At 73.3% G+C, this 22,725-nt stretch carries 28 protein-coding genes; 9 read left to right on the top strand and 19 right to left on the bottom strand.

Features of this window, described 5'->3' with window-relative positions; genetic code table 11:
• Positions 1-4: 4 nt before the first annotated feature.
• Positions 5-643: an NAD(P)-dependent oxidoreductase gene (locus ACIQF6_RS17695; protein WP_400895723.1), complete on the bottom strand. Its 639-nt coding sequence runs from the start codon at positions 641-643 to the stop codon at positions 5-7.
• A 111-nt stretch (positions 644-754) separates the two neighbouring features.
• On the opposite strand from ACIQF6_RS17695, the gene ACIQF6_RS17700 reads away from it, so the two are divergent.
• Positions 755-1,123 (top strand): winged helix-turn-helix transcriptional regulator, encoded by a 369-nt coding sequence (locus ACIQF6_RS17700; RefSeq protein ID WP_400895726.1) that lies wholly within the window; start codon positions 755-757, stop codon positions 1,121-1,123.
• A gap of 2 nt (positions 1,124-1,125) precedes the next feature.
• Here the strand turns inward: ACIQF6_RS17700 and ACIQF6_RS17705 are convergent, their stop codons facing one another.
• A complete protein-coding gene (locus ACIQF6_RS17705) occupies positions 1,126-1,707 on the bottom strand; it encodes a class I SAM-dependent methyltransferase (RefSeq protein ID WP_400895728.1) in 582 nt (193 codons plus the stop codon).
• 240 nt (positions 1,708-1,947) lie between these two features.
• Positions 1,948-2,445: an FBP domain-containing protein gene (locus tag ACIQF6_RS17710; protein ID WP_400895730.1), complete on the bottom strand. Its 498-nt coding sequence runs from the start codon at positions 2,443-2,445 to the stop codon at positions 1,948-1,950.
• An 87-nt stretch (positions 2,446-2,532) separates the two neighbouring features.
• Here ACIQF6_RS17710 and ACIQF6_RS17715 point away from each other — a divergent pair, with 87 nt between their 5' ends.
• A complete protein-coding gene (locus ACIQF6_RS17715) occupies positions 2,533-3,102 on the top strand; it encodes a TetR/AcrR family transcriptional regulator (protein ID WP_400895732.1) in 570 nt (189 codons plus the stop codon).
• Between the two features lie 157 nt (positions 3,103-3,259).
• Here the strand turns inward: ACIQF6_RS17715 and msrA are convergent, their stop codons facing one another.
• A complete protein-coding gene (gene msrA / locus ACIQF6_RS17720) occupies positions 3,260-3,766 on the bottom strand; it encodes a peptide-methionine (S)-S-oxide reductase MsrA (protein ID WP_400895734.1) in 507 nt (168 codons plus the stop codon).
• Between the two features lie 187 nt (positions 3,767-3,953).
• On the bottom strand, positions 3,954-4,544 hold the full coding sequence (locus ACIQF6_RS17725) for a YbaK/EbsC family protein (RefSeq protein ID WP_400895736.1): 591 nt from the start codon (positions 4,542-4,544) through the stop codon (positions 3,954-3,956).
• 146 nt (positions 4,545-4,690) lie between these two features.
• Between ACIQF6_RS17725 and ACIQF6_RS17730 the strand changes: the two genes are divergently transcribed.
• A complete protein-coding gene (locus ACIQF6_RS17730) occupies positions 4,691-5,971 on the top strand; it encodes a YhgE/Pip domain-containing protein (protein WP_400895739.1) in 1,281 nt (426 codons plus the stop codon).
• Positions 5,972-6,053: 82 nt separating this feature from the next.
• Here ACIQF6_RS17730 and ACIQF6_RS17735 read toward each other — a convergent pair whose 3' ends face one another.
• Together ACIQF6_RS17735 and ACIQF6_RS17740 are read right to left on the bottom strand one after the other, a co-directional pair.
• Complete coding sequence (locus tag ACIQF6_RS17735; RefSeq protein ID WP_400895741.1) at positions 6,054-6,623, bottom strand: maleylpyruvate isomerase N-terminal domain-containing protein; 570 nt, start codon at positions 6,621-6,623, stop codon at positions 6,054-6,056.
• Positions 6,624-6,666: 43 nt separating this feature from the next.
• Positions 6,667-7,041, bottom strand: a complete 375-nt coding sequence (locus tag ACIQF6_RS17740) for a VOC family protein (protein WP_400895744.1) — start codon at positions 7,039-7,041, stop codon at positions 6,667-6,669.
• Positions 7,042-7,417: 376 nt separating this feature from the next.
• Between ACIQF6_RS17740 and ACIQF6_RS17745 the strand changes: the two genes are divergently transcribed.
• On the top strand, positions 7,418-8,143 hold the full coding sequence (locus ACIQF6_RS17745; RefSeq protein ID WP_400895746.1) for a class I SAM-dependent methyltransferase: 726 nt from the start codon (positions 7,418-7,420) through the stop codon (positions 8,141-8,143).
• A gap of 7 nt (positions 8,144-8,150) precedes the next feature.
• On the opposite strand, the gene ACIQF6_RS17750 is transcribed toward ACIQF6_RS17745, so the two are convergent.
• From ACIQF6_RS17750 to ACIQF6_RS17760, 3 genes are all read right to left on the bottom strand, one after another.
• Entirely contained in the window at positions 8,151-8,567 is a 417-nt protein-coding gene (locus ACIQF6_RS17750) for an Imm7 family immunity protein (protein ID WP_400895748.1), read from the bottom strand.
• 10 nt (positions 8,568-8,577) lie between these two features.
• The gene (locus ACIQF6_RS17755; RefSeq protein WP_400895751.1) at positions 8,578-8,985 is read right to left on the bottom strand and encodes a DUF6193 family natural product biosynthesis protein; all 408 of its coding nucleotides are present in this window, start codon (positions 8,983-8,985) and stop codon (positions 8,578-8,580) included.
• Between the two features lie 161 nt (positions 8,986-9,146).
• Positions 9,147-9,989 carry an SDR family oxidoreductase gene (locus ACIQF6_RS17760; RefSeq protein ID WP_400895752.1) on the bottom strand — a complete coding sequence of 281 codons (843 nt, stop codon included), beginning with the start codon at positions 9,987-9,989 and terminating at the stop codon, positions 9,147-9,149.
• A gap of 138 nt (positions 9,990-10,127) precedes the next feature.
• Here ACIQF6_RS17760 and ACIQF6_RS17765 point away from each other — a divergent pair, with 138 nt between their 5' ends.
• Positions 10,128-10,658, top strand: a complete 531-nt coding sequence (locus tag ACIQF6_RS17765) for a MarR family winged helix-turn-helix transcriptional regulator (RefSeq protein WP_400895755.1) — start codon at positions 10,128-10,130, stop codon at positions 10,656-10,658.
• A 73-nt stretch (positions 10,659-10,731) separates the two neighbouring features.
• Here the strand turns inward: ACIQF6_RS17765 and ACIQF6_RS17770 are convergent, their stop codons facing one another.
• From ACIQF6_RS17770 to ACIQF6_RS17790, 5 genes are all read right to left on the bottom strand, one after another.
• The gene (locus ACIQF6_RS17770) at positions 10,732-11,502 is read right to left on the bottom strand and encodes a MerR family transcriptional regulator (RefSeq protein ID WP_400895757.1); all 771 of its coding nucleotides are present in this window, start codon (positions 11,500-11,502) and stop codon (positions 10,732-10,734) included.
• Between the two features lie 14 nt (positions 11,503-11,516).
• On the bottom strand, positions 11,517-12,341 hold the full coding sequence (locus tag ACIQF6_RS17775; RefSeq protein ID WP_400895759.1) for an alpha/beta fold hydrolase: 825 nt from the start codon (positions 12,339-12,341) through the stop codon (positions 11,517-11,519).
• Positions 12,342-12,391: 50 nt separating this feature from the next.
• Complete coding sequence (locus ACIQF6_RS17780) at positions 12,392-13,333, bottom strand: sigma-70 family RNA polymerase sigma factor (RefSeq protein ID WP_400895762.1); 942 nt, start codon at positions 13,331-13,333, stop codon at positions 12,392-12,394.
• A gap of 10 nt (positions 13,334-13,343) precedes the next feature.
• Complete coding sequence (locus ACIQF6_RS17785; RefSeq protein WP_400895764.1) at positions 13,344-14,630, bottom strand: NAD(P)/FAD-dependent oxidoreductase; 1,287 nt, start codon at positions 14,628-14,630, stop codon at positions 13,344-13,346.
• A 79-nt stretch (positions 14,631-14,709) separates the two neighbouring features.
• Positions 14,710-15,648: a helix-turn-helix transcriptional regulator gene (locus ACIQF6_RS17790; protein ID WP_400895766.1), complete on the bottom strand. Its 939-nt coding sequence runs from the start codon at positions 15,646-15,648 to the stop codon at positions 14,710-14,712.
• Between the two features lie 123 nt (positions 15,649-15,771).
• On the opposite strand from ACIQF6_RS17790, the gene ACIQF6_RS17795 reads away from it, so the two are divergent.
• On the top strand, positions 15,772-16,614 hold the full coding sequence (locus tag ACIQF6_RS17795) for an aldo/keto reductase (protein WP_400895770.1): 843 nt from the start codon (positions 15,772-15,774) through the stop codon (positions 16,612-16,614).
• 223 nt (positions 16,615-16,837) lie between these two features.
• Here ACIQF6_RS17795 and ACIQF6_RS17800 read toward each other — a convergent pair whose 3' ends face one another.
• Positions 16,838-17,446 carry a TetR/AcrR family transcriptional regulator gene (locus ACIQF6_RS17800; RefSeq protein WP_400895773.1) on the bottom strand — a complete coding sequence of 203 codons (609 nt, stop codon included), beginning with the start codon at positions 17,444-17,446 and terminating at the stop codon, positions 16,838-16,840.
• 151 nt (positions 17,447-17,597) lie between these two features.
• Between ACIQF6_RS17800 and ACIQF6_RS17805 the strand changes: the two genes are divergently transcribed.
• On the top strand, positions 17,598-18,014 hold the full coding sequence (locus ACIQF6_RS17805) for a DUF4345 domain-containing protein (RefSeq protein ID WP_400895776.1): 417 nt from the start codon (positions 17,598-17,600) through the stop codon (positions 18,012-18,014).
• Positions 18,015-18,168: 154 nt separating this feature from the next.
• Here ACIQF6_RS17805 and ACIQF6_RS17810 read toward each other — a convergent pair whose 3' ends face one another.
• On the bottom strand, positions 18,169-19,143 hold the full coding sequence (locus ACIQF6_RS17810; RefSeq protein ID WP_400895779.1) for a hypothetical protein: 975 nt from the start codon (positions 19,141-19,143) through the stop codon (positions 18,169-18,171).
• The gene (locus ACIQF6_RS17815) at positions 19,140-19,487 is read right to left on the bottom strand and encodes a PadR family transcriptional regulator (RefSeq protein ID WP_400895782.1); all 348 of its coding nucleotides are present in this window, start codon (positions 19,485-19,487) and stop codon (positions 19,140-19,142) included. Before ACIQF6_RS17815 ends, ACIQF6_RS17810 begins: the two co-directional genes overlap by 4 nt.
• Before the next feature lie 808 nt (positions 19,488-20,295).
• Between ACIQF6_RS17815 and ACIQF6_RS17820 the strand changes: the two genes are divergently transcribed.
• Together ACIQF6_RS17820 and ACIQF6_RS17825 are read left to right on the top strand one after the other, a co-directional pair.
• Positions 20,296-21,444, top strand: a complete 1,149-nt coding sequence (locus ACIQF6_RS17820) for a hypothetical protein (protein WP_400895785.1) — start codon at positions 20,296-20,298, stop codon at positions 21,442-21,444.
• Between the two features lie 111 nt (positions 21,445-21,555).
• A complete protein-coding gene (locus tag ACIQF6_RS17825; protein WP_400895787.1) occupies positions 21,556-22,017 on the top strand; it encodes a DUF2071 domain-containing protein in 462 nt (153 codons plus the stop codon).
• Between the two features lie 347 nt (positions 22,018-22,364).
• Here ACIQF6_RS17825 and ACIQF6_RS17830 read toward each other — a convergent pair whose 3' ends face one another.
• Positions 22,365-22,715 carry a 5-carboxymethyl-2-hydroxymuconate Delta-isomerase gene (locus ACIQF6_RS17830; protein ID WP_400895790.1) on the bottom strand — a complete coding sequence of 117 codons (351 nt, stop codon included), beginning with the start codon at positions 22,713-22,715 and terminating at the stop codon, positions 22,365-22,367.
• Between the last annotated feature and the right edge of the window lie 10 nt (positions 22,716-22,725).

A 22,725-nucleotide genomic window follows, 5' to 3' on the forward strand; every position in this document is an offset into this window, starting at 1 on the left:
GCCGTCACGCCCCGGCGACGCCGAGGTGCGTGCGGTGGTGGCGCGGGCTGTCGATCTCGTCGAGCAGGACGAGGGCGAGGTCGGCGGGGGTGACGCGGGCGGCGAAGTCGCCGGTCGCGGCGGTCCAGCGGCCGCCGGGTGTGCCGGTGTGATCGAAGTCGCCGGCGGGGCTGACCACCAGCCAGTCCACGGTGGTCGTGTCGGCGGCCCGGAGCACGGCGGTGCCGGCGGCGTGGGCGAGGGAGAACGCGCGGAACTCCGGCGGGAAGCCGGGGGCGTCCATCAGCGGCACGCCGGGCGCGAGTTCCAGGTTCGCGGCCAGGCCGACGGTGACCAGCCGCCGGACGCCTGCCCGCTCCAGCCCGTCGAGCAGGGCGCGTGCGGCGGCGGTGAAGAACGCCTCCGCCTGCGCACCCGGATCGTGGACGGCCGCGATCGCGGCGTCGTGCCCGGCGGCCCGCTCCGCGACCGCATCGGCGTCGGTGACGTCGCCGGCCACCACCCGGACGCCCTCACCGGCCAACTCCCGGTACGCGTCCGGGTTCCGCACCACCGCGGTGACGCGGTGCCCCCGGCGGACGGCCTCCGCCACGGCTGCCCGTCCCGTACGTCCGCCCGCGCCGAAGATGACGATCTCGCCCATGAGTACGGTGCCCTGCCTTCTCTCGAACTGTCCGTCGCGCACTCTGCGCTACGTGTCCGAAAGGTAGTCACCCCCGTGGTTACCGCCTGGATACCGCACTACGGTGGCACCGTGCGCAAACCCCTGGACCCCGACATGTTCGACCCGGTCTGCCCGTCCGAGCTGGTTCCGATCCGGGTCGGCGACAAGTGGGCCGGCCTGATCATTCAGTGTCTGGAGGGCGGCCCCCGCCGCTTCTCCGAGCTCCGCATCCCGCTGCGAACCGTCACCCCGAAGGTCCTCACCGCCTCGCTCCGCTCCCTGGAGCGCGACGGTTTCGTCCTTCGCACCGCCCTGCCCGGGCCCGTCCGCCACGTCGAGTACCGGCTGACCCCGCTCGGCCGCAGCCTCCTCCCCCTGCTGGCCACCGCCCGCGCCTGGGCGGAGACCCACCTCGACGAACTCCTGACCGCCCGGGAAGCAGCCGACCGCGCCCGCTGACCTCAGCGGCGGGCCGACACCAGCAGCGCGGCATGAGGAAGATCCAACTCTCCGTCACTGGACCGGAGTTCGGCGGCCAGCCGGTCGAACTCCCGCCGCACCCGCGCCCGGACGTCCGGCGGCTGGTGGCGCAGCAGCTCACCCAGGAACGCGACTCCGCTCGCCGGGCCGCTCCACCACGCCTCCGCACCAGTCCGGTGGTTCCAGCGCAGCCGGCGGCCGGAGACCTCGTTCAGGCCGGCGGCGGCGAGCAGGGCGCGGAAGTCGTCGAGGTCGGTGACGGCCGCGAGTGCGGTGGGCGGCGGGGGCAGGTCGGCGGGCCGGGTCGCTCCGGCGGCTTCGAAGGCGCGGGCGAGCAGGGACTGCCCGGGCGGGGCGGGCGCGGCCCAGGTGGTGAGGGCGAGTCGGCCGCCGGGGCGCAGGACGCGGCGCAGCTCGGCGAGTGCCGCGGCGGGTCGGCCGGTGTGGTTGAGGACGAAGTTGCCCACGACGGCATCGAACGAGCCGTCGGGGAAGGGCAGTTCGGGGAGGACCGCGACGCACACCTTCGCTTCGGGCGCGGCGCGCCGGGCCTCGGCGAGCATGCCGGGCTCCGCGGGCGCAGGCCGCCACGGCGGCGGTGCCCGTTCCGGTGCCGACGTCGAGCACCGTACTGCCGGACCGGACGTGGGCGGCGTCGAGCAGAGCGGGGACGGGGTGGGCGCAGAGTCGGGCGACGCTCGCGGCGTAGCCGGTGGCGCTCCGGGCCCAGATCCGGCGCTCCAGCGCCTCGAACGCGTCGACGTCCCCCTCGACCCGGCTCATTCCGCTCATCCCCGATCCCTTCAATTCCCCTCCGCACCTCGCACCTTGGCGAGGAAGCCTGCCAGATTGCCGCGCAGCCGGTCGATCCGCTGCTCCGGTGTCAGCGATTCGTGGATCCGGGTGCCGGTTTCGCGCAGGCCGCGGACGTACAGCGAACAGGCGAGGTCGCTGCACATGTAGGCGCCGACGGAGTTGCCCTGGCGGCCGGCGGGGCCGGCGAGCGGGGCGACCAGGAGGGAGACGCCGCCGGTGTGGGCGGTGACGCAGAGGGAGCAGATGCTGCGGCGGAGCTGCCAGCCGGCGGCGGACGAGCTGCGCAGGACGACGGCCTGCGGGCGGTCGTCCTGGACGGTGACCAGGTAGGCGCGGTCGGGGGCCTGCGGATCTCGCCAGCCGAGGAAGTCGAGGTCGACCCAGGGCAGCTCGGACAGCTCGCGGGGCAGGTTCAGCCGTTTCGCCTCGCCCTTGGAACAGTTCAGGAACGCGGCACGGATCTCGGAGTCGGTCAGCTCTCTCACAAAACACCACGCTAATTTGCCTAAATCGTTTAGGCAAATGGATAATCGTGGACGTACGGCACGATCGAACAGCAGGAGGCGGGTCCGGTGGCGCGTGCAGGTCTGTCGGCGGAGATCCTCACCAAGGCGGGCGCGGAGCTGGCCGACCAGGTGGGCTTCGACCAGGTCACGGTGACGGAGGTGGCCCGGCGCTTCGACGTGAAGGTGGCCAGCCTGTACTCGCACGTGAAGAGCTCGCAGGACCTGAAGGTGCGGATCGCCCTGCTGGCGCTGACCGAGCTCGCCGACCGGGCCTCCGACGCGATCGCCGGACGGGCGGGCCGCGACGCACTCGCCGCGTTCGCCGAGGCGTACCGCGGCTACGCCCGCGAGCACCCCGGGCGCTACCAGGCCACCCGGCTCCGGCTGGACCCGGAGACCGCCGCGGCCAGCGCGGCGCCCCGACACGCCCAGCTGACCAGGGCGATCCTGCGCGGCTACCACCTTCCGGAGCCGGACCAGACGCACGCGGTGCGCCTGCTCGGCGGGGCGTTCCACGGCTACATCGAACTGGAGGCCGCCGGGGGCTTCGCCCACACGCCGGTCGACCCCCAGGCGTCCTGGGACTGGATCGTCGACTCCCTGGACGCCCTGCTGCGCGCCCGCGCCGACCACTGACACGCACCCCGCAGAACCCGGCCACCCGCAGGGGCAACCGAGCACCCGACCCCGAGCCCCCGAGCCCCCGAGCCCCCGAGCCCCCGACCAGCGTGCAGCGGCCGCCGACCGGGTATCTCCGATCGGCGGCCGTCGTCGCTCGAACCCTGCCGGGCCGTCAGGAAGCGTCGCGCGCCGGCAGCTTCCACCCGGGCCGCGGGTAGTGGCAGGTGTAGCCGTTGGGGTAGTGCTGCAGGTAGTCCTGATGCTCGGGCTCGGCCTCCCAGAACTCGACCGCGGGCGTCACCTCGGTGACGACCTTTCCGGGCCACAGGCCGCTCGCGTCGACATCGGCGATGGTGTCGAGCGCGGTGGCGCGCTGCTGCTCGTCGGTGTAGAAGATCGCGGAGCGGTAGCTGCTGCCGATGTCGTTGCCCTGCCGGTCCACGGTGCTCGGGTCGTGGATCTGGAAGAAGTACTCCAGCAGCGTGCGGTAGCTGATCCGCTCCGGGTCGTAGACGATCTCCAGCGCCTCGGCGTGGCCCGGGTGGTTGCGGTAGGTGGCGTGCGCGTTCTCGCCACCGGTGTAGCCGGTGCGGGTCGACTGGACGCCGGGGAGTTTGCGGATCAGCTCCTGCATACCCCAGAAGCAGCCGCCGGCCAGGACAGCCCGGTCCGTGGTCATTTCGTTCTCACTCCTCGCGTGGGACGTCCGCACCCCTGGTGCGGTGCGTGGCCCGCCCGCCCGGGCGCCGCCCGGCGGGGACCATCCGGTCCAACCGCCGCCGCCCGCCCGGTGTTCCCACCGGGCGGGGGCCCGTCGTGCCGGACGTCGCGGGGGCAGGTGGAGGGGTTCGAGGACCGGCCCCGGGTCAGCCGGCCAGCCCGTCCAGCACCTGCGCGCCGGGCAGCGCGGCCAGTGCCGCGCCCGGCAGGATCAGCTTGCCGCGCCGCCGGCCGCTGCCGATCAGCACCCACGGAGTGGCGGCGACGGCGGCGTCGATCAGCAGCGGCCAGTGCGCGGGCAGGCCGACGGGGGTGATGCCGCCGTACTCCATGCCGCTCTCGCCGACGGCGGTGTCCATCGGCGCGAACGAGGCCTTGCGCGCGCCGAGGTGGCCGCGCACCGCCTTGTTGACGTCGAGCCGGGTGGTGGCCAGCACGATTCCGGCGGCCAGGGTGGTCTCCCCGCCGCGCTTGGCGGCGACCACCACGCAGTTCGCGGACGCTTCGGCGGGGACGTCGTACGCGGCGCAGAACACGGCGGTGTCGGCGAGTTCCGGGTCGGTGTCCACGTACCGCACGGAACGCGCGAGTTCGGCGTCCCACTGCTTCAACGCCTCGGCCACCGGCCCGGCCAGGTCGGCGTCCACCGCTCGCCGCACCTCGGGAAAGTTCCCGAACGGCACCGTCACCTGCTCGTCCAGCAAAGGCTGCTCGTCCACCGAAGGCTGCTCGTCCATGGCGTCCACCCTAGCGAACCCGCCCGGCTGGCCCGTTGGGGTGAGCGCCGCCGGTGTCGCGGCCGCCCCCGCCCGCCCGGCGGCCTAGCCTCGTCGGAGGCCCCGGCCCGGGGTGGTCGGGCCAGGCGTCAAGTGGGCGGAGTGGCATGGCAACCGGAATTCCCCCGCAGGTGCACGCCCCGCAGGCGCGTGCGGGGCAGGTGCTGCGCCGGTGGCGGCTGTGGCTGATCCCGGGGGTGCTGAGCGCGCTGGTGGCGCTGGTGCTGTCGCTGCTGTACATGGGCGGCATCCTGACCCCGTCGGACCACCTGCACCGGATGCCGATCGCGCTGGTGGACGCGGACGCCGGCCCACCGCTGCCGGGGCAGTCCGCGCCGCTGGGCGTACAGGTGACGGACGCGGTGGCGGCGGGGACGCCGCCGGGCCAGGTGCAGTGGCGGCGGGTGACCCGCGCGCAGGCCCAGGAGCAGCTGTCCTCGGGCCGGGTGTACGGGGCGCTGGTGGTCCCGGAGGACTTCTCCCGGACGGTCGCCGCGCTGACGACCGATCAGGCCTCGGCCCGTCCGGTGCTGTTGACGCTGACCAATCCGGGCACCGGTTCGCTGGCGTCCTCGCTGGCAAGTCAGATCACCCAGCAGGCGGCGCACCAGTCGTCGCTGGCGGTCGGCCGGCAGTTGACGGCGGCGGTGCCGAACGCCCCGGCGACGGCGCGGCTGCTGCTGGCCGACCCGGTGGACGTGCAGGTGCAGCCGGGGCATCCGATCGCCCGGCACACCGGGCTCGGCCTGAGCGCGTTCTACTACACGCTGCTGCTGGTGCTGGCCGGCTTCCTGAGCGCCAACCTGGTGCACAACGGGGTGGACACGGCGCTGGGTTACGCGGACAGCGAGATCGGGCCGTGGCATTCGCGACGGCCGACGGTGCCGATCAACCGGACACAGACGCTGGTGGTGAAGATGGGGATGACGGCGGGGCTGTCCGTCGTCACCACCACGATGATCATGCTGGCGACGATCGGGATCCTCGGCATGGACGCCCCGCACCTGCCGCTGCTGTGGGTGTTCTCGTTCGCCGCCTGTGTCACCGTGGGCCTGGGCGTGCAGGCGATCAACGCGGCGTTCGGCACCCTCGGCCAGCTGATCGCGATGTTCGTCTTCATCGCGCTCGCCCTGCCGTCCTCCGGCGCGACCATCCCGCTCCAGGCCACCCCGTCCTTCTACCGCTTCCTCGGCGCGTTCGAGCCGATGCGGCAGGTCGCGGGCGGGGTGCGGGCGATCCTGTACTTCGACGCGCAGGCCGACGCCGGGCTGACCAGGGCCTGGGTGATGATCGCGGTGGGCTTCGTGGCGGCGCTGGTCTTCGGCTTCGCGATGACCACCTACTACGACCGCAAGGGCCTGCACCGCATGGTCCCGACACCGTCCTGACGACCCGCCGGCCCCACACCCAGGCCGGCCATGCCCTGTCCCGGCCCTGCCCCTACCCTGTCTCGGCTCTCCGCCCCGGCAGTCAGTCGGAGACGGCCGCCTTCCACCCCCAGGACTCGCGCCGTGCCAGGCCCGGCAGTTCGCCGCGCCCGGTGCACCACAGCAGCACCCGCACCGGGTCGCCGGTCGGCGCGTCGGGGAACAGCCGGGCCAGTACGGCGGCGTACAGCTCGGGCGGCGGGGTCCGGTCGAGGCCGAGGCCGGTGGCGATGTCGTGGGTGTGCAGCAGGATTTCGGCGACGCCCATCGCGGCGAAGCCGCTGGGGTCCGCCGGGCCCCAGTGCCAGGCCCGCACGGCGGGGTCGGCGGCGGCCAGCGCCAGTGCGAGCAACTCGCCGCAGGCCAGCGCGATCTGCAGCGTGGTGGCGGGGTCGGCGCCCGGACGGACCGTCAGGTCGAACGGCAGGTAGCGGTCCGCAGGGCGGGCCGCCAACTGGCCGGCATAGGCGAGCAGGTCGTGGCCGATGTGCGCCAGGGTCTCCTGGCACGACCACTCCAGCCCGCCAGCCGGAACGCTCCAGTCGGCGTCCAGGTGCGGGACGAGGGTGAGGCGCAGCTCCGCGAGGGCCGCGCGCAGATCCTGATGGTCCATCGGCTCATCCTCGCACCCGCACCGCCGACCGCCTACCGGATTTCTACAGGTAGGGGCGGGTGATCAGTTCCAGGCCGTGGCCGGCCGGGTCGAGCAGGTAGACGCCGCGCCCGCCGTGCTCGGTGTTGGTCTCGTCGGGGCGCTTCATCTGCGGGTCGGCCCAGTGCGGGATCCCGCGCTCGCACAGCAGCGCGTAGGCACGGTCGAAGTGCTCGTCGTCGACCAGGAACGCGTAGTGGTGGCTCTGGATCTCCACCGGCGGCTCGGCGAACTGGAGCAGCACGCCGTCGGCCAGCGTCAGATTGGTGAACGGCCCCCAGGACGGGGCCTGTTCGGCCTCCAGCAGCTCGCGGTAGAAGTCTGCGGACGCGACGCGGTCGGTGGCGGGAATGATGGTGTGGTTGAAAGCAGCAGGCATGGCTCGGGTGGACCTCGTTCCGGTTTCGGGGGGGGTGGCGCAGGCCTGTCGGCCTGCTCGGTCTGGGGCTAACTGCTCCCAGGACCGGGCGGTCCCCGAACCCGCGGGCGCCCCGAGGGCACCCGGGGCGGCCTCAGCCGCCCACCGGGTCACCGATCCGTGCGTGGCCCATGGCCGTTCCGGTGTTCACCCGCACACCGTAGGCAACGTCCCGTCCCGACGGCAACGGGTTTTCCACCGAACCGCCGGCCGCCGGCCACCGTCCGACCGCGCCACCGAGCTGCCGAGCCACCAGACCACCGACCCACCGACCCACCGACCCACCGGGCAGAAAACCACGGGCGTCTGACGGCCCGTCGGCCGTACCCTGACCGCCATGGCTGACGAGTGCTTCACCGACCCCCGGCTGGCCGCGCTCTACGACCCGCTGGATCCGGACCGCTCCGATCTGCTCCCCTATCTCGCCCTGGTCGACGAACTCGGCGCGCGCAGCGTCCTCGATCTCGGCTGCGGCACCGGCGTGTTCGCCCTGCTCCTCGCCGAACGGGGCATCGAGGTGACGGGGGCCGACCCGGCGGCGGCGTCCGTCGCCGTGGCCCGGGCCAAGCCGGGCGGCGACCGCGTCCGCTGGATCTCCGGCGACGCGACCGCGCTGCCGCCGCTCCAGGTCGACCTGGTCACCATGACGGCCAACGTCGCCCAGGCGATCACCGACCCCACCGGTTGGCTCGACACCCTGCGCGCCGCCCACGCGGCACTCCGCCCCGGCGGCCACCTGGTGTTCGAAACCCGAGACCCGTCCCGCCGTGCCTGGGAGGAGTGGACCCGGGACGCCACCCACCAGGTCGCCGACCTGCCGGAGGTCGGCCGGGTGGAGGCCTGGCTCGACCTGGTGGACGTCACCGGCCCGCTGGTGACGTTCCGTTCGCACTACGTCTTCGCCTCGGACGGCCGACACCTCACCTCCGACTCCACGCTGCGCTTCCGCGAACGCGCCGAGCTGGCCGCCGACCTGCACGCGGCGGGCTTCGACGTCCGTGAGGTCCGCGACGCCCCCGACCGCCCGGGCCGCGAGTTCGTCTTCCTGGCCCGCCGCCCCTGACGGTCCGTCAACCGGTCCAGGGGTCCTCCAGCACCGGCACGCACGGCGACAGGTGGGCATCCGCGTGGACGCTCACCTGCCCCCGCACCATCCGGTGCACCACGAACCCGTCGGCGTGCGCCCGGTCCTCGTCGTCGTGGACGTACAGCAGACCGTAGGAGCCGGGCGCCCGGACGCCGACCTCGCGGAACAGCGCCGGCACCTGCGGATCACGGTGGTTCCGAAACCCGCCGAGGTGCAGGAACGCTTCGCCGTTGACGAATCGCACATCCACCAGCCCGGACGGCCCGCCGACCTCCCGGGCCCGCTCCTCGATGCCCTGCACCAGTCGCCGCAGCCGGGCCTGCTGCACCGCGAAGTCCGCGCCCTCGTCCTCCGCGTCGGCCCGCTCCCGGACGGTCACCCAGCCGTGGTACTCGAACATGTGCGGCAGGCTACCCGTCGCCCCAGGGCCGCAGCGGTGCGCCGAGCACCACCGGACCGATGTCGGGCGGGAGTTCGCGGACGGCGCACGCCACAGCCTCGCTCGCGGTGGCGAACCGGCCGAGGTTCGCGACGACGATGCCGGTGCCCACCCCGAACCCGCCGTCCCCCTCCGCCGACAGAACCGGCCCGACGGTGCACATCGCGGGGCCGGTGGTGGTGGAGAAGCGCAGCGCCCAGTGGCTGGTGAACGGGTACAGGGCGCGCAGCGCCGGCTCGGCATGCGCGGCCTCGATCAGCTGCCGGTGGGCCTCCGCCCAGGGCACCTCCAGCGCGGCCGCCTCCGCGCGCAGGCGCTGCCAGGCGTCATCCGTCAGCCGGGCGGCGCGGTTCTCGGCGGGGATCGGTGAGTCGGTCACGGCACGGATTGTTCCCGATCCGCGACGACCGCGAACGACGGGGCACCCCAACACCACCGCCGGGCCCGGCGCGCAGGTCACAGGCCCGGCGGCACGACAGCTCGACCGCACGGCAGCAGGGAAACAGGGCAGCAGGGCAGCCCGACCGCACGGCGGCTCGGTCAGCAGGCGGTGAACGCGGCGGCGTTCTCGGTCACCCACTGGCGGAAGCTGCGCTCGGGGGTGCCGAGCAGCGTTCGGGTGGTGTCGGCGATCGCCGCCGGGCCCGCGCACGCGTCGGCGTAGACGGCGAGCAGGGAGGCGGCCACCGGGGCGGGCATGAAGCGGGTCATCTGGCGCTCGGCCTCGGCGGCGTCGATCGCCTCGACGGTGATGTCGCGCTCCAGGACGTCGGACAGCACGTCGAGCTGCTCGCGGAAGGTGAGGGACTGGCCGCCGGTGAGGGTCACCGTGCGGCCCTTGAGAGCGGTGCCGCTCAGGGCCTCGACGGCGATGTCGGCGATGTCCTCGGGGTGGATCGGGGCGAGGTGCGCGTCGGGGTACGCGAGTTGGACGGGCAGCCCCTGACTGATCGGGTGGACCCAGCCGAACGCGTTGCTGTCGAAGGCGCCCGGGCGCAGGACGGTCGCGGTCAGGTCGGAGGCGGCCAGCGCGCGCTCGACGCGGAGGTGCTGCGCGGCGAGCGGGTTGGTCTCCGGGTCGGGCACCAGGACCGAGGACGAGGAGAGCAGGACGACGTGTTCGACACCGGCCGCCCGGGCGGCCTCGACGAAGTCGTCGATGCCCTCCGGGTTGGAGTAGAGGAAGACCTGGCGCGCCTCGGCGAGCGCCGGGGCGAAGGTCTCCGGCCGGTCGAGGGCGAGTTCGACGGTGGCGACCCCGGCCGGGACGGTCAGTTCGGTCGGCCTGGTGCTGGCGGCGCGGACCGGCAGGCCTGCGGCGTGCAGGCGGTCGATCACGGTCTTGCCGATCCGGCCGCGGGCGCCGGTGATGAGAACGGTCATGGGAAACCCCCCGGGTGTCGTGACGTTGACTGCCGACGGCCTCGAACATTGCCCGACCATCGGCATATGCATGCTTACATGCATGTAATTGAACGTCAACACATGCCTTCGTATGGTCACCGACCCTAGGATGGGCGCATGAGGACGAACGACACCCCCCAGGAGCCCCAGCAGCCCCCGGAGCTGCCGGAGCTGCCGGAACCGACGGCCGAGGACCTGCTGGACGCGGTCGGCCCGGCGTTCGGCAAGCTGCGCCGCACCGCCCTGCTGGACGTCGAGAACCCGATCTCGGCCAAGGACCTGAACCGCACCCTGGTGCTCAATCACGTCCTGGAGCACACCCGCGACTCCGACAAGGAGATCACCGTCGGCGCCCTCGCCGAGATCCTCGGCGTCGACCCCTCGGTGGCCAGCCGGATGGTCACCGACAACATCAAGGCCGGCTACCTGGTCCGCGCCGCCTCCCAGCACGACGGCCGGCGCACCGTCCTCCACCTCAGCCCCGCCGGGCTCGAATTGATGGCGCACTTCCGCCGCCACCAGCGCGCCGCGTTCGAGTACATCACCGCCGACTGGACCGAGGACGACCGTCTGGAGCTCGCCCGGCTGATGCTCAAGTACGTGGACTCACTGGGCCGGCTGAACGGACGCCGGCAGGCGAAGGGCTGAACCCGCACGGGCCGAACCCGCAGAGGCGGAACCCGCCGGGGCCGAGCCCGCGAGCCGGACCGGCTGGCGGGCGTCAGGGCAGCTCGGTGCCCGCCGCGCGCAGTTTCTGCTGGATCAGCGCGGTGAGCCTGGTCCAGCCGGGCCGCTCGTCCTCGCCGTGGTGGGTGAGCAGTTCGCGTCGGGCGGCGGCGTCGTCCTGCTCCTGAAGGCCCGTCAGGGTGGGCAGCAGGGACGGGTCGGCGAGGAAGTGCCGGGCCATCTCCTCGGCGAGTTCCTCGATCCGCGGATCGTCGGCGGCCCAGTTCCCGGCGCTCCAGGTGAGTTTCATCAGCGCGACGTGCCGGGGGTCGTCGAGGCCGTGCTCGATCTGGGCGAGGTAGTCGTCGAAGCCGTCCGGCATCAGCGCGCGGACCAGGATCAGCCCTTCCCGGGCGGTGGTCACGTCCTCGGCGGAGAAGCCCAGGTCGGGCATCCGGTCGAGGACCGCGCAGGCCCGGTCGGGCAGCAGCACCCGGTCTCCGGTGGCGAGGCGGCGCAGCGTGGCGCGGCGGGCGGTCAGTTCCTGGATCCGCCGGGTGAGGTTCTCCTCGACCCGGTCGAGCGCGGTCGAGAAGTCCTCGCCCTCGGCGTCCAGGATCGGGGCGATCTCCGCCAGCGGGACGCCCGCGCCGGCCAACGTGCGGACCTGGACCAGGCGCAGCAGTTCGGCGGTGCCGTAGCGCCGGTAGCCGGAGCTGTCGCGACGGGGTTCCTCGACCAGGCCGGTGCGGTGGTAGACCCGGACGGTCTTCACCGTGATCCCGGCGAACGCGGCGGCCCGGCCGATCGTGATGCCGTCTGTCATTCCGTCAGAAAAGCTCACTGTGCGGCGGGTTCGCAAGTCTCGCGGACGGCGGTGGCGACGGCCCGGAAGTCCTTGCGCACGATGGTGGTGTGCTTGCTCGGGACAGTGGCGCTGACCTGGACGTGCGGGTTGCGGGCGAGAATCGGGTCGAGGGTGGCGCGCATCGCGGTCAGGCCTTCCGCGGTGCCGCCGAGGCTGGCGCCGGTGGCGACCAGGAACCGCATCGGGAAGGTCACCAGGTCGAACACCGGGTCGCTGTCGGCGACGATCTCGTTCAGCTCGATGTTGACCTCGGCGTGCTGCCCGGCGGACATCCGGGCGGCCATGCCCAGCGGCCGGACCAGCGGCATGATCCACCCGAACCTCCGGAAGATGGTGCGGATCTGCTCCCGGCCGGCCTCCCGGCCGCCTTCGACGGTGGCCAGGTAGTCCCAGGGGTAGCCGCCGTCGACCATCACCGCGCCGGCCGTCCGATCCGGGTTGCGGGTGCCCCAGTGCAGGGCCAGCGCCGCGCCGTAGGACCAGCCGACCAGCAGCGGACGCCGGACCCCGGTGGCGTCCAGCACGGCGTCGATGTCACGCAGGCACGCCTCGAACGAGTAGTCGGCCGACTGCCTCGAGCGGCCGCGGGCCCGCTCGTCGAAGGTGATGTGCCGGTAGCCGTCGCCGAGTTCGGCGATGACGTGCCGCCAGTTCCGCTGCGTGGCGTAGGAGCCGTTGAGGTAGAGCACGGGCTGTCCGGGGCCGCCGGTGTCGGTGACGGCCAGCGCCGTGTCCTCCACCGGAACCAGTCCGGACCAGGCAGCCTTGCGGGACGTGGTGTTCGTGTTCTGCGTCATGCCTTCAGCCTGGGGCTTGACCTCGGGTCAAGGTCAAGCCCCGCTTCCGGTCACCATGCGGCGGCCGGCGGCGGCACGACGTCGAGCTGCTGCCAGGCCGCGTCGAGCCGGGCCAGCCGTCCCACCGCGGCGACACCGCACAGCCCGGCGATCCGGCCGTCGCGCAGTTCCAGCACCACGACGCCCCGCACCCGGCCGTCGACCACGGCGACCACCGCCGGCCCGCCGTTGACCTGCGCGATGTGCAGCGCGGGGGCGCCGCCGGCCAGCCGGATCTTGGCGGGGGTGGGCCGGAACCCGGCCCGCACGTTGGCGGCGATCTGTTCGCGACTGGTGAGCCGCAGCAGCCGCCTGGCCAGGCCCGCGCCGTCGGTGACCGCGGTGGCGTCGGCGGTGAGCATCGCCACCAGCTGGTCGACCCGCCCGGAGGTCGCGGCGCTCAGGAACTCCTCGACCACCCGCCGCGCGGCCGCCGGGTCGGTCTCCGCGCCGCCGCCGCGGTGCTCGGCGGCGACCCGGCGACGGGCCCGGTGGACGTGCTGCTGGCTCGCGGCCTCGCTGATGTCGAGCATCCCGGCGATCTCGGCGTGCGGGTAGGAGAACGCCTCGCGCAGCACGTACGCGGCCCGCTCGACCGGCGCGAGGCGCTGCATCACGGTCAGCACGGCCAGCGACACCGACTCGCGCTGCTCGAAGGTGTCGGCCGGGCCGAGCATCGGGTCGCCCTGCAGCAGCGGTTCGGGGAGCAGCTCGCCGACCGCCCGCTCGTGCCGGGCGCGGGCCGAACGCAGCTGGTCCAGGCAGAGGTTGGTGACCACCTTGGTCAGCCACGCCTCGGGCACCTCGATGCGGGCGCGATCGGCGGCCTGCCAGCGCAGGAACGCGTCCTGCACGGCGTCCTCGGCATCGGCGGCCGAGCCGAGCAGACGGTACGCGAGCGAGGCCAGCCGGCCCCGGCTGGCCTCGAATCGGTCGACGGCGACGCTGTCCATGCACAGCAACTTAGGCGGCGCTCCGCACCGGGCCCCGCGCGGGGGTCTGCACCGCGGTCTGCGCGGGGGGCTGTGCAGCGGTCTGCGCGGGGGTCTGTGCAGCGGCCTGCCCCTGGGCCTGTCCAAGGGTCTGCGCGGGGGCGGTCGTCAGGTGGCGCCGGCGATTGGGCAGACCGTTGGTCGGGTGCGCGACGGCCCACGCGGAGAACTTGAGGACGCTCGCCTTGAACCCGACGGCGGTCCGGCCGCCCAGGTACCAGGACTTGGAGCGGACGTCGGCGTCCACCATCTGCACGATCGCGTCGCGCTGCCCGAGGCTGATGTGGTTGCCGACGTACTTCATTGCGGCGAGCGGGACTTCACGGCCCGTCAGGCGCGCGACGATCGACGAGACGGCCTGGCCCGCGGTGAGGCCGGCCGAGGCGCAGGACATCGGCAGCGGGCGGCCGTTGGTGCCGATCGCGTGGGCGCAGTCGCCGACGACGTAGACGTCCGGGTGCGAGACGGAGCGCATGGTGCGGTCGACCAGGATCCGGCCGTCCGCGGCGACCTCCAGGCCGCTCGCCGCCGCCATCGGGTGGACGGCGAAACCGGCCGTCCAGACGGTGACGTCGGCGGGCAGGATGCTGCCGTCGGCGGCGATCGCCCGGCCGGGTTCGACGGCTTCGACCGCGGTGTGCTCGCAGACGGTGATGCCGAGCCGGGCGTAGGACCGGCGCAGGTGGCGGCGGGCCTTCGGGGAGAGCCAGGCGCCGAGCTCGCCGCGGGCGGCGAGGGCCACCTTCAGGTCGGGGCGGGCCTCGGCGATCTCGGCGGCGGTCTCGATGCCGGTCAGCCCCTCCCCCACCACCAGCACGGCGGCGCCCGCGCCCAGGCCGGCCAACCGTTCGCGCAGCCGCACCGCGGAGGGCAGCCCGGTGACGTCGTGTCCGAACTCCGCCACACCGGGGACGTCACGCCGGTCCACGGTGCTGCCCAGCGCGTACAGCAGGGTGTCGTAGCCGAGTTCGGCGTCGCCGTCCTCGTCGGTGACGGCGACGGTCCGGCGCTCGGGGTCGAGGCCGGTGACCCGGGCCACCCGCACCCGCACGCCGGTGTCCTCGAACAGATCGGCGAGCGACCGGAACCCGACCGGGTGGCCGCTGGCGAGCTGGTGCATCCGCATCCGCTCGACGAAGTCGGGGGAGGCGTTGACCACGGTGATCTCGATGTCGTCGGCGGACAGCCGACGGGCCAGGCGGCCGGCGGCGAGGACTCCGGCGTAGCCGGCGCCGAGGACGACGATGCGGTGCCTCATGAGGTGCTCCTGTCTGGTTCGCGTGCCCTCTGAACGGGACGGCGCACCGATTGCTGACAGTAGCCCGCTGTGACACCCGTCACCCTGACGGCGCGTCAACCTGCCGGCCCCGCCCGGCCGTCGCCGACCAGCTGGCGAGCAGGGTGAGCGCGTCGGCGGCGGCGCTGCCCGGCGCGGCGCTGTAGACGACCACGCTGAGCCCGTCCCCGCCCGTCCCGCCCGCTTCCCCCATCCCGCCCGTGCCGCCCGTGCCGCCCGTGCCGCTCGGGAGTCGCATGCTCTCGTGGTCGAGTTCCAGCTCGCCGACCACCGGATGCCGGAACCGCTTGACGCCCTGCCGGAAGACGTGCACGTCGCGGGCGCCCCACAGGCTGCGGAACTCCTCGCTGCGGGTGGACAGTTCGCCGATCAGCCGGACCAGCTCCGGATCGTACGGGTTCTTGCCGGCCGCGACCCGGAGCACGCCGACCGCGTTGCGCGTGACGCGGTCCCAGTCGGCGTAGAACCGGCGGGCGGCGGGGTCGAGGAAGGCGAACCGGGCGGTGTTCGGCGAAGCGGTGGGGTCGGCGAACATCGGGGCGAACAGGGCCCGGCCGAGCGGGTTGGCGGCCAGTGTGTCGAGCCGGTCGTTGGTCACGAAGGCCGGCAGGTCCGGCATGCCCTCGATGATCCGCCGTACGCTCGGCCGCACCACCGACGTACCGCCACCTCGCCCGGCCCGCACCCGGGTTGCCGGGCCACCGGCCGCGCGGGCCAGGTCGTACAGGTGCATGCGTTCGGTGTCGTCCAGGCGCAGCGCCCGGGCGACGGCGTCCAGGACGCTGTCGGAGACGCCCTTGAGGTTTCCGCGCTCCAGCCGGGTGTAGTACTCGACGCTGACCCCGGCGAGCATCGCGACCTCGCCGCGGCGCAGCCCCGCCACCCGCCGCAGGCCGTACACCGGCAGCCCCGCCTGCTCGGGGGTGATCCGGTCGCGGCGGGTGCGCAGGAACGCGGCGGCTTCTTCCCGGTTGTCCATGCCCACCAGCCTAGGCAGGCCCCGTCGCTGGTGGGGGTCCCTGCCAGTACCCCTCACGGCGCGGCCTCCCACCCCGCGGCCGCCCGGTGTTGTCTGGGCCCTACCACCGACCGAGGAGACCCGATGGAATTCACCACCCTGAACAACGGCGTGCAGCTGCCCAGCATCGGCCTGGGCGTCTTCCGGATGACGGACGAGGAGGTCGCCCGGACCGTCCCCGCCGCCCTCGACGCGGGCTACCGGATGATCGACACCGCGTCCCGCTACTACAACGAGAAGGCGGTGGGCGCGGCGCTACGGTCGCACGGCATCCCGCGCGAGGAGGTGTTCGTGACCACCAAGCTGTGGTTCAAGGACTACGGCTACCAGAAGACGAAGCGGGCGTTCCAGGTCTCGCTCGACAACCTGGGCCTGGACTACCTCGACCTGTACCTGATGCACCAGCCGTTCAACGACTACTACGGCGCCTGGCGGGCGATGGAGGAACTCCTCGACGAGGGCCGCGTACGGGCCATCGGCGTCTCCAACCTCTACTCCGACCGCTACCTCGACCTGATCACCCATCACCGCGTGGTGCCCGCCGTCAACCAGCGCGAGGCCCACCCGTTCCACCAGCAGGTCGAGGCCAAGGCGCTCCAGGACCGCCACGGCACCGTCCTGCAGGCCTGGGGCCCGCTCGCCCAGGGCAACCCCGACCTGTACTCCCACCCCGTCCTCCGGCACATCGCCGCCGCCCACGGCCGGTCGATCCCACAGATCGTGCTGCGCTGGCTGCTCCAGCGCGGCATCCCGCTGGTGGCCAAGAGCACCGACCCCGCACGGCTGCGCCAGAACCTCGCCGTGTTCGACTTCCACCTCACCGCCGACGACATGGCCGCCATCGCCCAACTCGACCGCCGCCAGCCCGGGTTGGGCTTCACCCACCAGGACCCGCAGATGCTGGAGCTCCTCCTGAAGTACGCGTAGCCGCCCTTTTGACACGGTGGCCGGTTTCCCTGCACTCCCCGCCGGGACCGAAGAGCGGAGCCCGACCGACGGACGGAGCCCTACCGAGGAACGGAGCCCGACCGATGGACGACCCGGACCGCGAGCACTGCGGCGGGCGCTGGGCGGACCGCACCTGGCGCAACGCCCCGGGCCCGTTCTACGGCGCGTGCTCGGCCCGGCGCATGCTCGGCCCGGCGCACGATCAGCGCGGCCAGTCCGGGGCGGGGTCCTCGTCGAGCAGCGGACGGATCGCGCCCAGGACCGCGCCGATGCAGACGTCGCGCAGCTCGGCGCGGGTGCAGTTCGGCTTGATCAGCCAGTCCACGCACAGGACTTGAACGAACACCAGCCAGCTCTTCAGCGCGCCCGACACGGCCTCCCTGGTCCGGCCGCCGGTGGGCGGCAGCGCACCGAGCAGCCGCTCCCGCAGGGCGTCGAGCTCCTCGTCCATGATCGTCCGGACCACCCGGTCGCCGGCCAGCACCCGGTTCGCCGCCAGCACCGTGTTGCGGTTCTCGGCGAAGTACTCGATGTGCGCGTCCAGCCCCTCGGCGAGCTGCTTGACCAGGGAATCGGCGGGATCGAACCGGGCCTTGGCGAGCAGCTGGTCGGCGACCTGCTGGTACAGGGCCGCGAACAGGTCGCGCTTGCTCGGGAAGTGCCGGTAGAGCAGCGCCCGGGAGACGCCCGCACGCTCGGCGACGTCCTCCATGAGCACCTCGTCGTACGCCTGCGCGGCAAAGAACTGGGCCGCGACGGCGAGAAGTTGGGCGCGGCGGTCGGCGGGGCTGAGACGTTGACGGGGAGGCACCCCGCCATGCTACTTGACACGCGTCTACTAGCGGCGCGTAGCCTGACTCCGCCGGTTGACACACGTCTACTTAGGCCCGCCGGCAGCTGCTTGACGCCTACTCATGCCCACTCATGCCTACTCATGCCTACTGACAGGGGGTGGCACCGTCATGACCAAGACCAAGGCACTGCGCTGGCTCATGCTGGCCATGGGCTGCGCCTGCGTGGCGATCGGACTGTTCCACGTATTGCTCGGCAACGCCGCGATCCCGGGCGAGAGTTCGGCCGACGCCACGATGGACAGCCTCGGCCGGTTCTTCGGCGCGATCTTCGCCGGCTACGGCTTCGCCTGGCTCCACGCGGCCCGACAGACGCCGATCCGCCCAACTGCCGTACGCGGACTGGCCGGCATCCTGCTGCTGGGCGCCCTCGGACGGCTCCTCTCGCTCGCCGTGCACGGCTGGCCGCACTGGTTCCAGGTGGCGCTGACCGTCAGCGAACTGGCCCTGCCGCCGCTCTTCCTCTGGCTGGCCCGCGGCGCCGAACAGCCGCCCCGGCCGGCGGAACGCGAGCCGAGTCCGCGGTGACTCCACCGCGTCCCGACCCGGCGAGACCCGCGCTCCACGGCGAGAGCCGCAGAAGGCGGGCCGCCGGCCGCTGACGCCGGACCGAACGTCCCGACGCCCCGACTGTCCGGCCCACTGAGCACCGAGGGCCGGACAGTCGGGGCGTCGGAGCAGGTCAGACCGGGTTGGACGGCTCTGCCGCGCGGGGCCGGCGGACGAGGTGAACCGTTCCCGCCACGGCAGCCGCACCGACGAGCGGGGCGAGGCACAGTCCTGCGAACCAGACCACCAGGTACTGCTTCTCGGAGCTGTCAGCCGCCGCGAACGCGACGTGCAGCAACCAGGGCAGGGTGGCGCACACGACTCCGACCGCCCGAAGCCCGTCCGGCCGTCGGCCGGACAGACGCAGCATCAGCACCACGGCCGTCACCGCGCACAGCCAGATCGGCAGCAGGCCGGCGGCCGACGTCTTCACCCCGACGACGGACAGCAGGTCGAACTGGCTCACCACGATCACCGGCAGCCCGACGCCCAGCGCGAGGCCCGCGATCTCCCACCGCCCCTTCCGCGTGACGTCCACCAGGCCGGACGGCGCGAGCAGGACCAGCACGCCGACCACCGCCAGGCCCACCAACTGGCCGACCTGCCACAGCGCGTACAGCGGGTCCCAGCACTGGACGCCGATGCCGATCAGCGCGGCGAGCGCGCCGGTGGCCCGGGCGAGCCGCCACCGGCCCGCGACGGCGAACGCGAGGGCGAGGATCCACGGCAGGTTCCCGGCCAGCAGCAGGGCCGCGGCCAGCAGGGCGGAGCCGAGGCCGAGGTTGGGGAACGGGTACCGGATCCGGTGGACCGTCTCGTGCAGCTGCGGCAGCAGGAAGTACAGGCAGCAGCCGGCGGCAATGGCGAGGGCGACCGGCGCCGCGCCCGCGAGTACCCGCCCGGCCGGGTCGGTGGGGCCGATGCGGAACCTCAGCCGCAGCGCGTGCGTGGCGAGGTCGAAACGCTCGCGGAGCATCGCGCGACGGCTCAGCCCCTCGATGGTCTCGCTGAACACGGTGGCTATGTCCTCGCCGTGAGCGGCCCGGTAGCGGGCCGGGTAGAGGCTCATCAGCAGGCGGCCGGTGCGCGGCACTTCGTGGGCGGTCATGCGGTGGCTCCGTTCGGACGCAGGCGCGCGATGGCGAGTCGACGGTCGGCCTCGGCGACGGCCAGGCGGAGCCGGTCGGTCTCCTCGGCCAGCAACTGCTGACCCTGCCCCGTGAGCGAGTAGGTGCGGCGCAGCCGTCCGCCGACCACCTCCTCGCTCTCGATCCCGACCAGACCTTGCTGGAGCAGCCGGTCGAGCGCCGTGTAGAGGGTCCCGGTGCTGAGCCGGGTGCGGCCGCCGGAGATGGCCAGCACTTCCTGGATGATCGCGTACCCGTGCTTGGGGGCATCGGCCAGCGCGGTGAGCACGAGCCTTGTCGGTTCGCGAAGTTGACGGTCAGTCATGCGCCGATGATAGGTCCACTGTCGCCATATGTCGACTACTTACCCATCGGCTCCACCAGGGCCTGGACGCCCGGCCGGCCTGCCGCCGCCCCTGCCGGCAGGGACCGCCCCCGCCTCCCGAGCGGAGCGTCGCGAACACTCGACCCGGACCCGGACCCGGACCCGGACCCGGCTCGGCATCTCGGCCGGCCCGACCCCGACCCCGAGGGCTGTGCGGCGGGCATGAAACAGGAGCACCGCCGCCCACTCCCGCAATCGGCGCGGCACCGGCCACCCGGAACCACGATGGACGAGACCGCCGACCTCGACCGTCGACCTCGACCGCCGCCCGCACCGCCCTCGCGTGCAATCCGGGCGCCTCCCGGTCGCACTCGGCAACGCCCCGACCGAACGAGAACCGGCCGCCGACCGGCACTCCCGCTTCCACGACTGCCACCCCAGCGCGCACGGGGACGACATCGAACACGCCCTGAACGCCCTTCAGAGCTCAGCGACCGTCGCCGCCCGCCAGGACGTCCGGACCGAGGCACACGCCTCGGCCTCGCCATCCACACCGGCGCGGCTCCACAGCAACGCGGCCGCCGGGAACCTGTTCACGACCGCCCGAACCGTTCCACCACCGGCCCGTCGCGGCACCCCTCACCGATCCCGTCACGCGATGACTTCCCGCTCCCCGGGACCTGCCGGACCGCGTCCCAGCCCGGCAGGCGGGCCAGGTGACGCCACTCCCCGACGAAGCTCCCGAGACACGCGAAATCATCACTCACAGTAGCGTTACAACCGCCCTTCGTGACCATAGTGTGCAGGTATGAGACGCCCACACCCCGCGGTTCGCGCAGCGTGCGCCGTCGCCCTGAGCTCCGGTCTGACCCTGGCCGTTCCGGCCGCCTCCACCGCCCGGCCCCTGCCGCTGACGGCGAATGCCGCCGGCGAAACGCTGGACCTCGTCTTCACGGGCAACCCCCAGTCCGTCACGGTGCCCGACGACGTGTGCCAGGTGGACGTGACCGCTTTCGGCGGGGCCGGCGGCGCAGCGGTCTACGGGTCACCCGGCGGCCTGGGCGCCGAGGTCCACGCGACGCTGGACGTCCACGGCGGCCAGCTGCTGACCGCGAACGTGGCCGGAGCCGGGAGCGGCGGCAGTCTCACCGACGGCAGCCCGCCGCACGGCGGGTACGGTGGCGGCGGCCAGGGCGGCGCCTACAACAACGACCCGATGCCCGGCAACGGCGCCACCGCGGCCGGCGGGGGCGGGGCAACAACCGTCGCCCTCGACGGCACCACGGTCATCGTCGCGGGCGGCGGAGGCGGCGGAGCCGGCAGCTTCTCCGACAACGGCACCGGCCGGGGCGGCGACGGCGGCCAGAGCGGCGAGCCCGGCCAGACACCCGCCACCCCGGGGGCCGGTCACGGTGGCGCAGCGGGCGGCGACGGCGGCAGCGGCGGTGACGGTGGGACCCCGACGATCCCCGGTGACCAGCCGGGCGTGGCAGGCGGCGCCGCGAACGGCATGATCGGCGGCGACGGCGCGCTCGACGTCGGCGATCCCCACATGGGCACCGGCGGCGGCGGTGGCGGCGGCGCCCACGGCGGCGGCGCGGGCGGATCCTCCACCGGCAGCACCCTCGACGGCGGGGGCGGCGGAGGCGGCTCCAGCCTCGGCCCCGCCGGATCCCGGTTCACCACGGGCGCACGCAGCGGCAACGGCGAAGTCCAGCTCCAGTGGCTGCCCTGCGGCCCCGGCCCGAGCCCGTCACCGAGCCCGAGTCCCACCGCCCCCGAGCCCGGCCCCACCGGCGAGACCCCCACCGCCACGGAACCGTCGGACCACCCGACAGCTCCCGCCCTCCCCGACACCGGCACCTCCACGACCGGCCCCCTGATCACCGTCGCCGCACTGGCCACCACCACCGGCACCGCACTGCTCCACCTCGCCCGGACCCGCCGCCGGCACTGACCCCCGGCGTGCGGCACCGCCGTCCGGCAACAGCGGCGGCCGTCGAAGTGTTGACCGTCCCCACCCCGACCAGGGTGGGTCCGGTCCGGCGGACGCGACGGTGGAACGCTGGTGCGATGTCGCCGGTCCCCGCCGAGCCGAACACGCCGCTCACCCAGTCCTGGCTGGACCCTGCCGTTCCTTCACCGGGCCGCAGTCCCTGCGGATGTGACGCCGCCGCTGCCGCCCGGGACCGCGCTGGACACGTACAACGGGCTCACCTACATCAGCCTCGTCGCGTTCCGGATGCACCGGACGGGCTTGTCCCGGACGCCGGGCCTCCCGCACCTCGGAACGTCCCCGGACACCACCGTGCGGCCCCACCCGGTGGACCGGCACGGCCGGTGCGGCGTGGCATCCCGCTCGCCGGAAGCCTCCCGACTGCTGCCGGCGGCCGCCGGCCTGCCCTCACCCACCGGCCCACCGGCCCACCGGCCCACCGGCCCACCGGCCCACCGGCCCACCGGCGAGTGTGCTGCACTCCCCCGCCGCCCTGGTCCAGTTCGACCGCCCATCCATCCCGAACGGGCCTGACCTGGTTCGGAGTTGCTGCACCCACCGCAGATCACGGCCCCCGCCACCGCCCTACTGACCGACCATCAGACCGCGTGCCCGAGGATCCAGAGATAGTTGTCGATGCATCCCGCCGCCGTAAGTCTCGGTGCCGGTGAGCACCTGAGCGATCCGGCAGGCCTCTTCGATCCGGGCGACCTCTCACAACGCCGCCCGGCCGATCGTCAACAATGATGCGATGCGCAGAGCAGCACAACGCAGGCCTTGTCGCTCGACTTCACATCGACCCTGTCCTGACCCACCCTGTCCTGCCCTACCCTGCTCTTCTCCCCTCCGCCCTTCCCCTCCCTCCCCTCTCCCTGCCGACCTCAGTGCCCGGCGTGGTGCACGAACACGTAGGTCTCCCGGTCCAACTCGCTCACCTCGACGCAGAACGCGGCCGGCACCCGAATGTGCGAGCGCAGCAGATCGGTGACCCGCACGGACAGCTCGGTGCGGGCCTCGACGCTGCGCCCCGCCAAGATCTTGATCTCGACGAGAACGACCGCCTCGCCCGACGAACCGTCACCGACCAGGTGCGCCACCGCCGGCCGCACCAGTGTCTTGCAGTCGGCGGTGGCCGTGTCGATCACCTCGGGGATCAGCTGGTGGACCTCCTTGGCGAACGCCGTCGCGTCGAAGTCGATGTCCGGCGAGTGGTCGATCAAAATCTGCGGCATGGCGGGATTC

This window comes from Kitasatospora sp. NPDC092948 (genome assembly GCF_044754805.1).
Taxonomy (GTDB): Bacteria; Actinomycetota; Actinomycetes; order Streptomycetales; family Streptomycetaceae; genus Kitasatospora.

Coding starts and splice junctions, on each gene's coding strand:
- ACIQF6_RS17695 (WP_400895723.1), bottom strand. CDS start 643: ATGGGCGAGATCGTCATCTTCGGCGCGGGCGGACGTACGGGACGGGCA.
- ACIQF6_RS17705 (WP_400895728.1), bottom strand. CDS start 1,707: ATGCTCGCCGAGGCCCGGCGCGCCGCGCCCGAAGCGAAGGTGTGCGTC.
- msrA (WP_400895734.1), bottom strand. CDS start 3,766: ATGACCACGGACCGGGCTGTCCTGGCCGGCGGCTGCTTCTGGGGTATG.
- ACIQF6_RS17725 (WP_400895736.1), bottom strand. CDS start 4,544: ATGGACGAGCAGCCTTCGGTGGACGAGCAGCCTTTGCTGGACGAGCAG.
- ACIQF6_RS17730 (WP_400895739.1), top strand. CDS start 4,691: ATGGCAACCGGAATTCCCCCGCAGGTGCACGCCCCGCAGGCGCGTGCG.
- ACIQF6_RS17735 (WP_400895741.1), bottom strand. CDS start 6,623: ATGGACCATCAGGATCTGCGCGCGGCCCTCGCGGAGCTGCGCCTCACC.
- ACIQF6_RS17740 (WP_400895744.1), bottom strand. CDS start 7,041: ATGCCTGCTGCTTTCAACCACACCATCATTCCCGCCACCGACCGCGTC.
- ACIQF6_RS17745 (WP_400895746.1), top strand. CDS start 7,418: ATGGCTGACGAGTGCTTCACCGACCCCCGGCTGGCCGCGCTCTACGAC.
- ACIQF6_RS17750 (WP_400895748.1), bottom strand. CDS start 8,567: ATGTTCGAGTACCACGGCTGGGTGACCGTCCGGGAGCGGGCCGACGCG.
- ACIQF6_RS17760 (WP_400895752.1), bottom strand. CDS start 9,989: ATGACCGTTCTCATCACCGGCGCCCGCGGCCGGATCGGCAAGACCGTG.
- ACIQF6_RS17765 (WP_400895755.1), top strand. CDS start 10,128: ATGAGGACGAACGACACCCCCCAGGAGCCCCAGCAGCCCCCGGAGCTG.
- ACIQF6_RS17770 (WP_400895757.1), bottom strand. CDS start 11,502: ATGACAGACGGCATCACGATCGGCCGGGCCGCCGCGTTCGCCGGGATC.
- ACIQF6_RS17775 (WP_400895759.1), bottom strand. CDS start 12,341: ATGACGCAGAACACGAACACCACGTCCCGCAAGGCTGCCTGGTCCGGA.
- ACIQF6_RS17780 (WP_400895762.1), bottom strand. CDS start 13,333: ATGGACAGCGTCGCCGTCGACCGATTCGAGGCCAGCCGGGGCCGGCTG.
- ACIQF6_RS17785 (WP_400895764.1), bottom strand. CDS start 14,630: ATGAGGCACCGCATCGTCGTCCTCGGCGCCGGCTACGCCGGAGTCCTC.
- ACIQF6_RS17790 (WP_400895766.1), bottom strand. CDS start 15,648: ATGGACAACCGGGAAGAAGCCGCCGCGTTCCTGCGCACCCGCCGCGAC.
- ACIQF6_RS17795 (WP_400895770.1), top strand. CDS start 15,772: ATGGAATTCACCACCCTGAACAACGGCGTGCAGCTGCCCAGCATCGGC.
- ACIQF6_RS17805 (WP_400895776.1), top strand. CDS start 17,598: ATGACCAAGACCAAGGCACTGCGCTGGCTCATGCTGGCCATGGGCTGC.
- ACIQF6_RS17810 (WP_400895779.1), bottom strand. CDS start 19,143: ATGACCGCCCACGAAGTGCCGCGCACCGGCCGCCTGCTGATGAGCCTC.
- ACIQF6_RS17815 (WP_400895782.1), bottom strand. CDS start 19,487: ATGACTGACCGTCAACTTCGCGAACCGACAAGGCTCGTGCTCACCGCG.
- ACIQF6_RS17820 (WP_400895785.1), top strand. CDS start 20,296: ATGAGACGCCCACACCCCGCGGTTCGCGCAGCGTGCGCCGTCGCCCTG.
- ACIQF6_RS17830 (WP_400895790.1), bottom strand. CDS start 22,715: ATGCCGCAGATTTTGATCGACCACTCGCCGGACATCGACTTCGACGCG.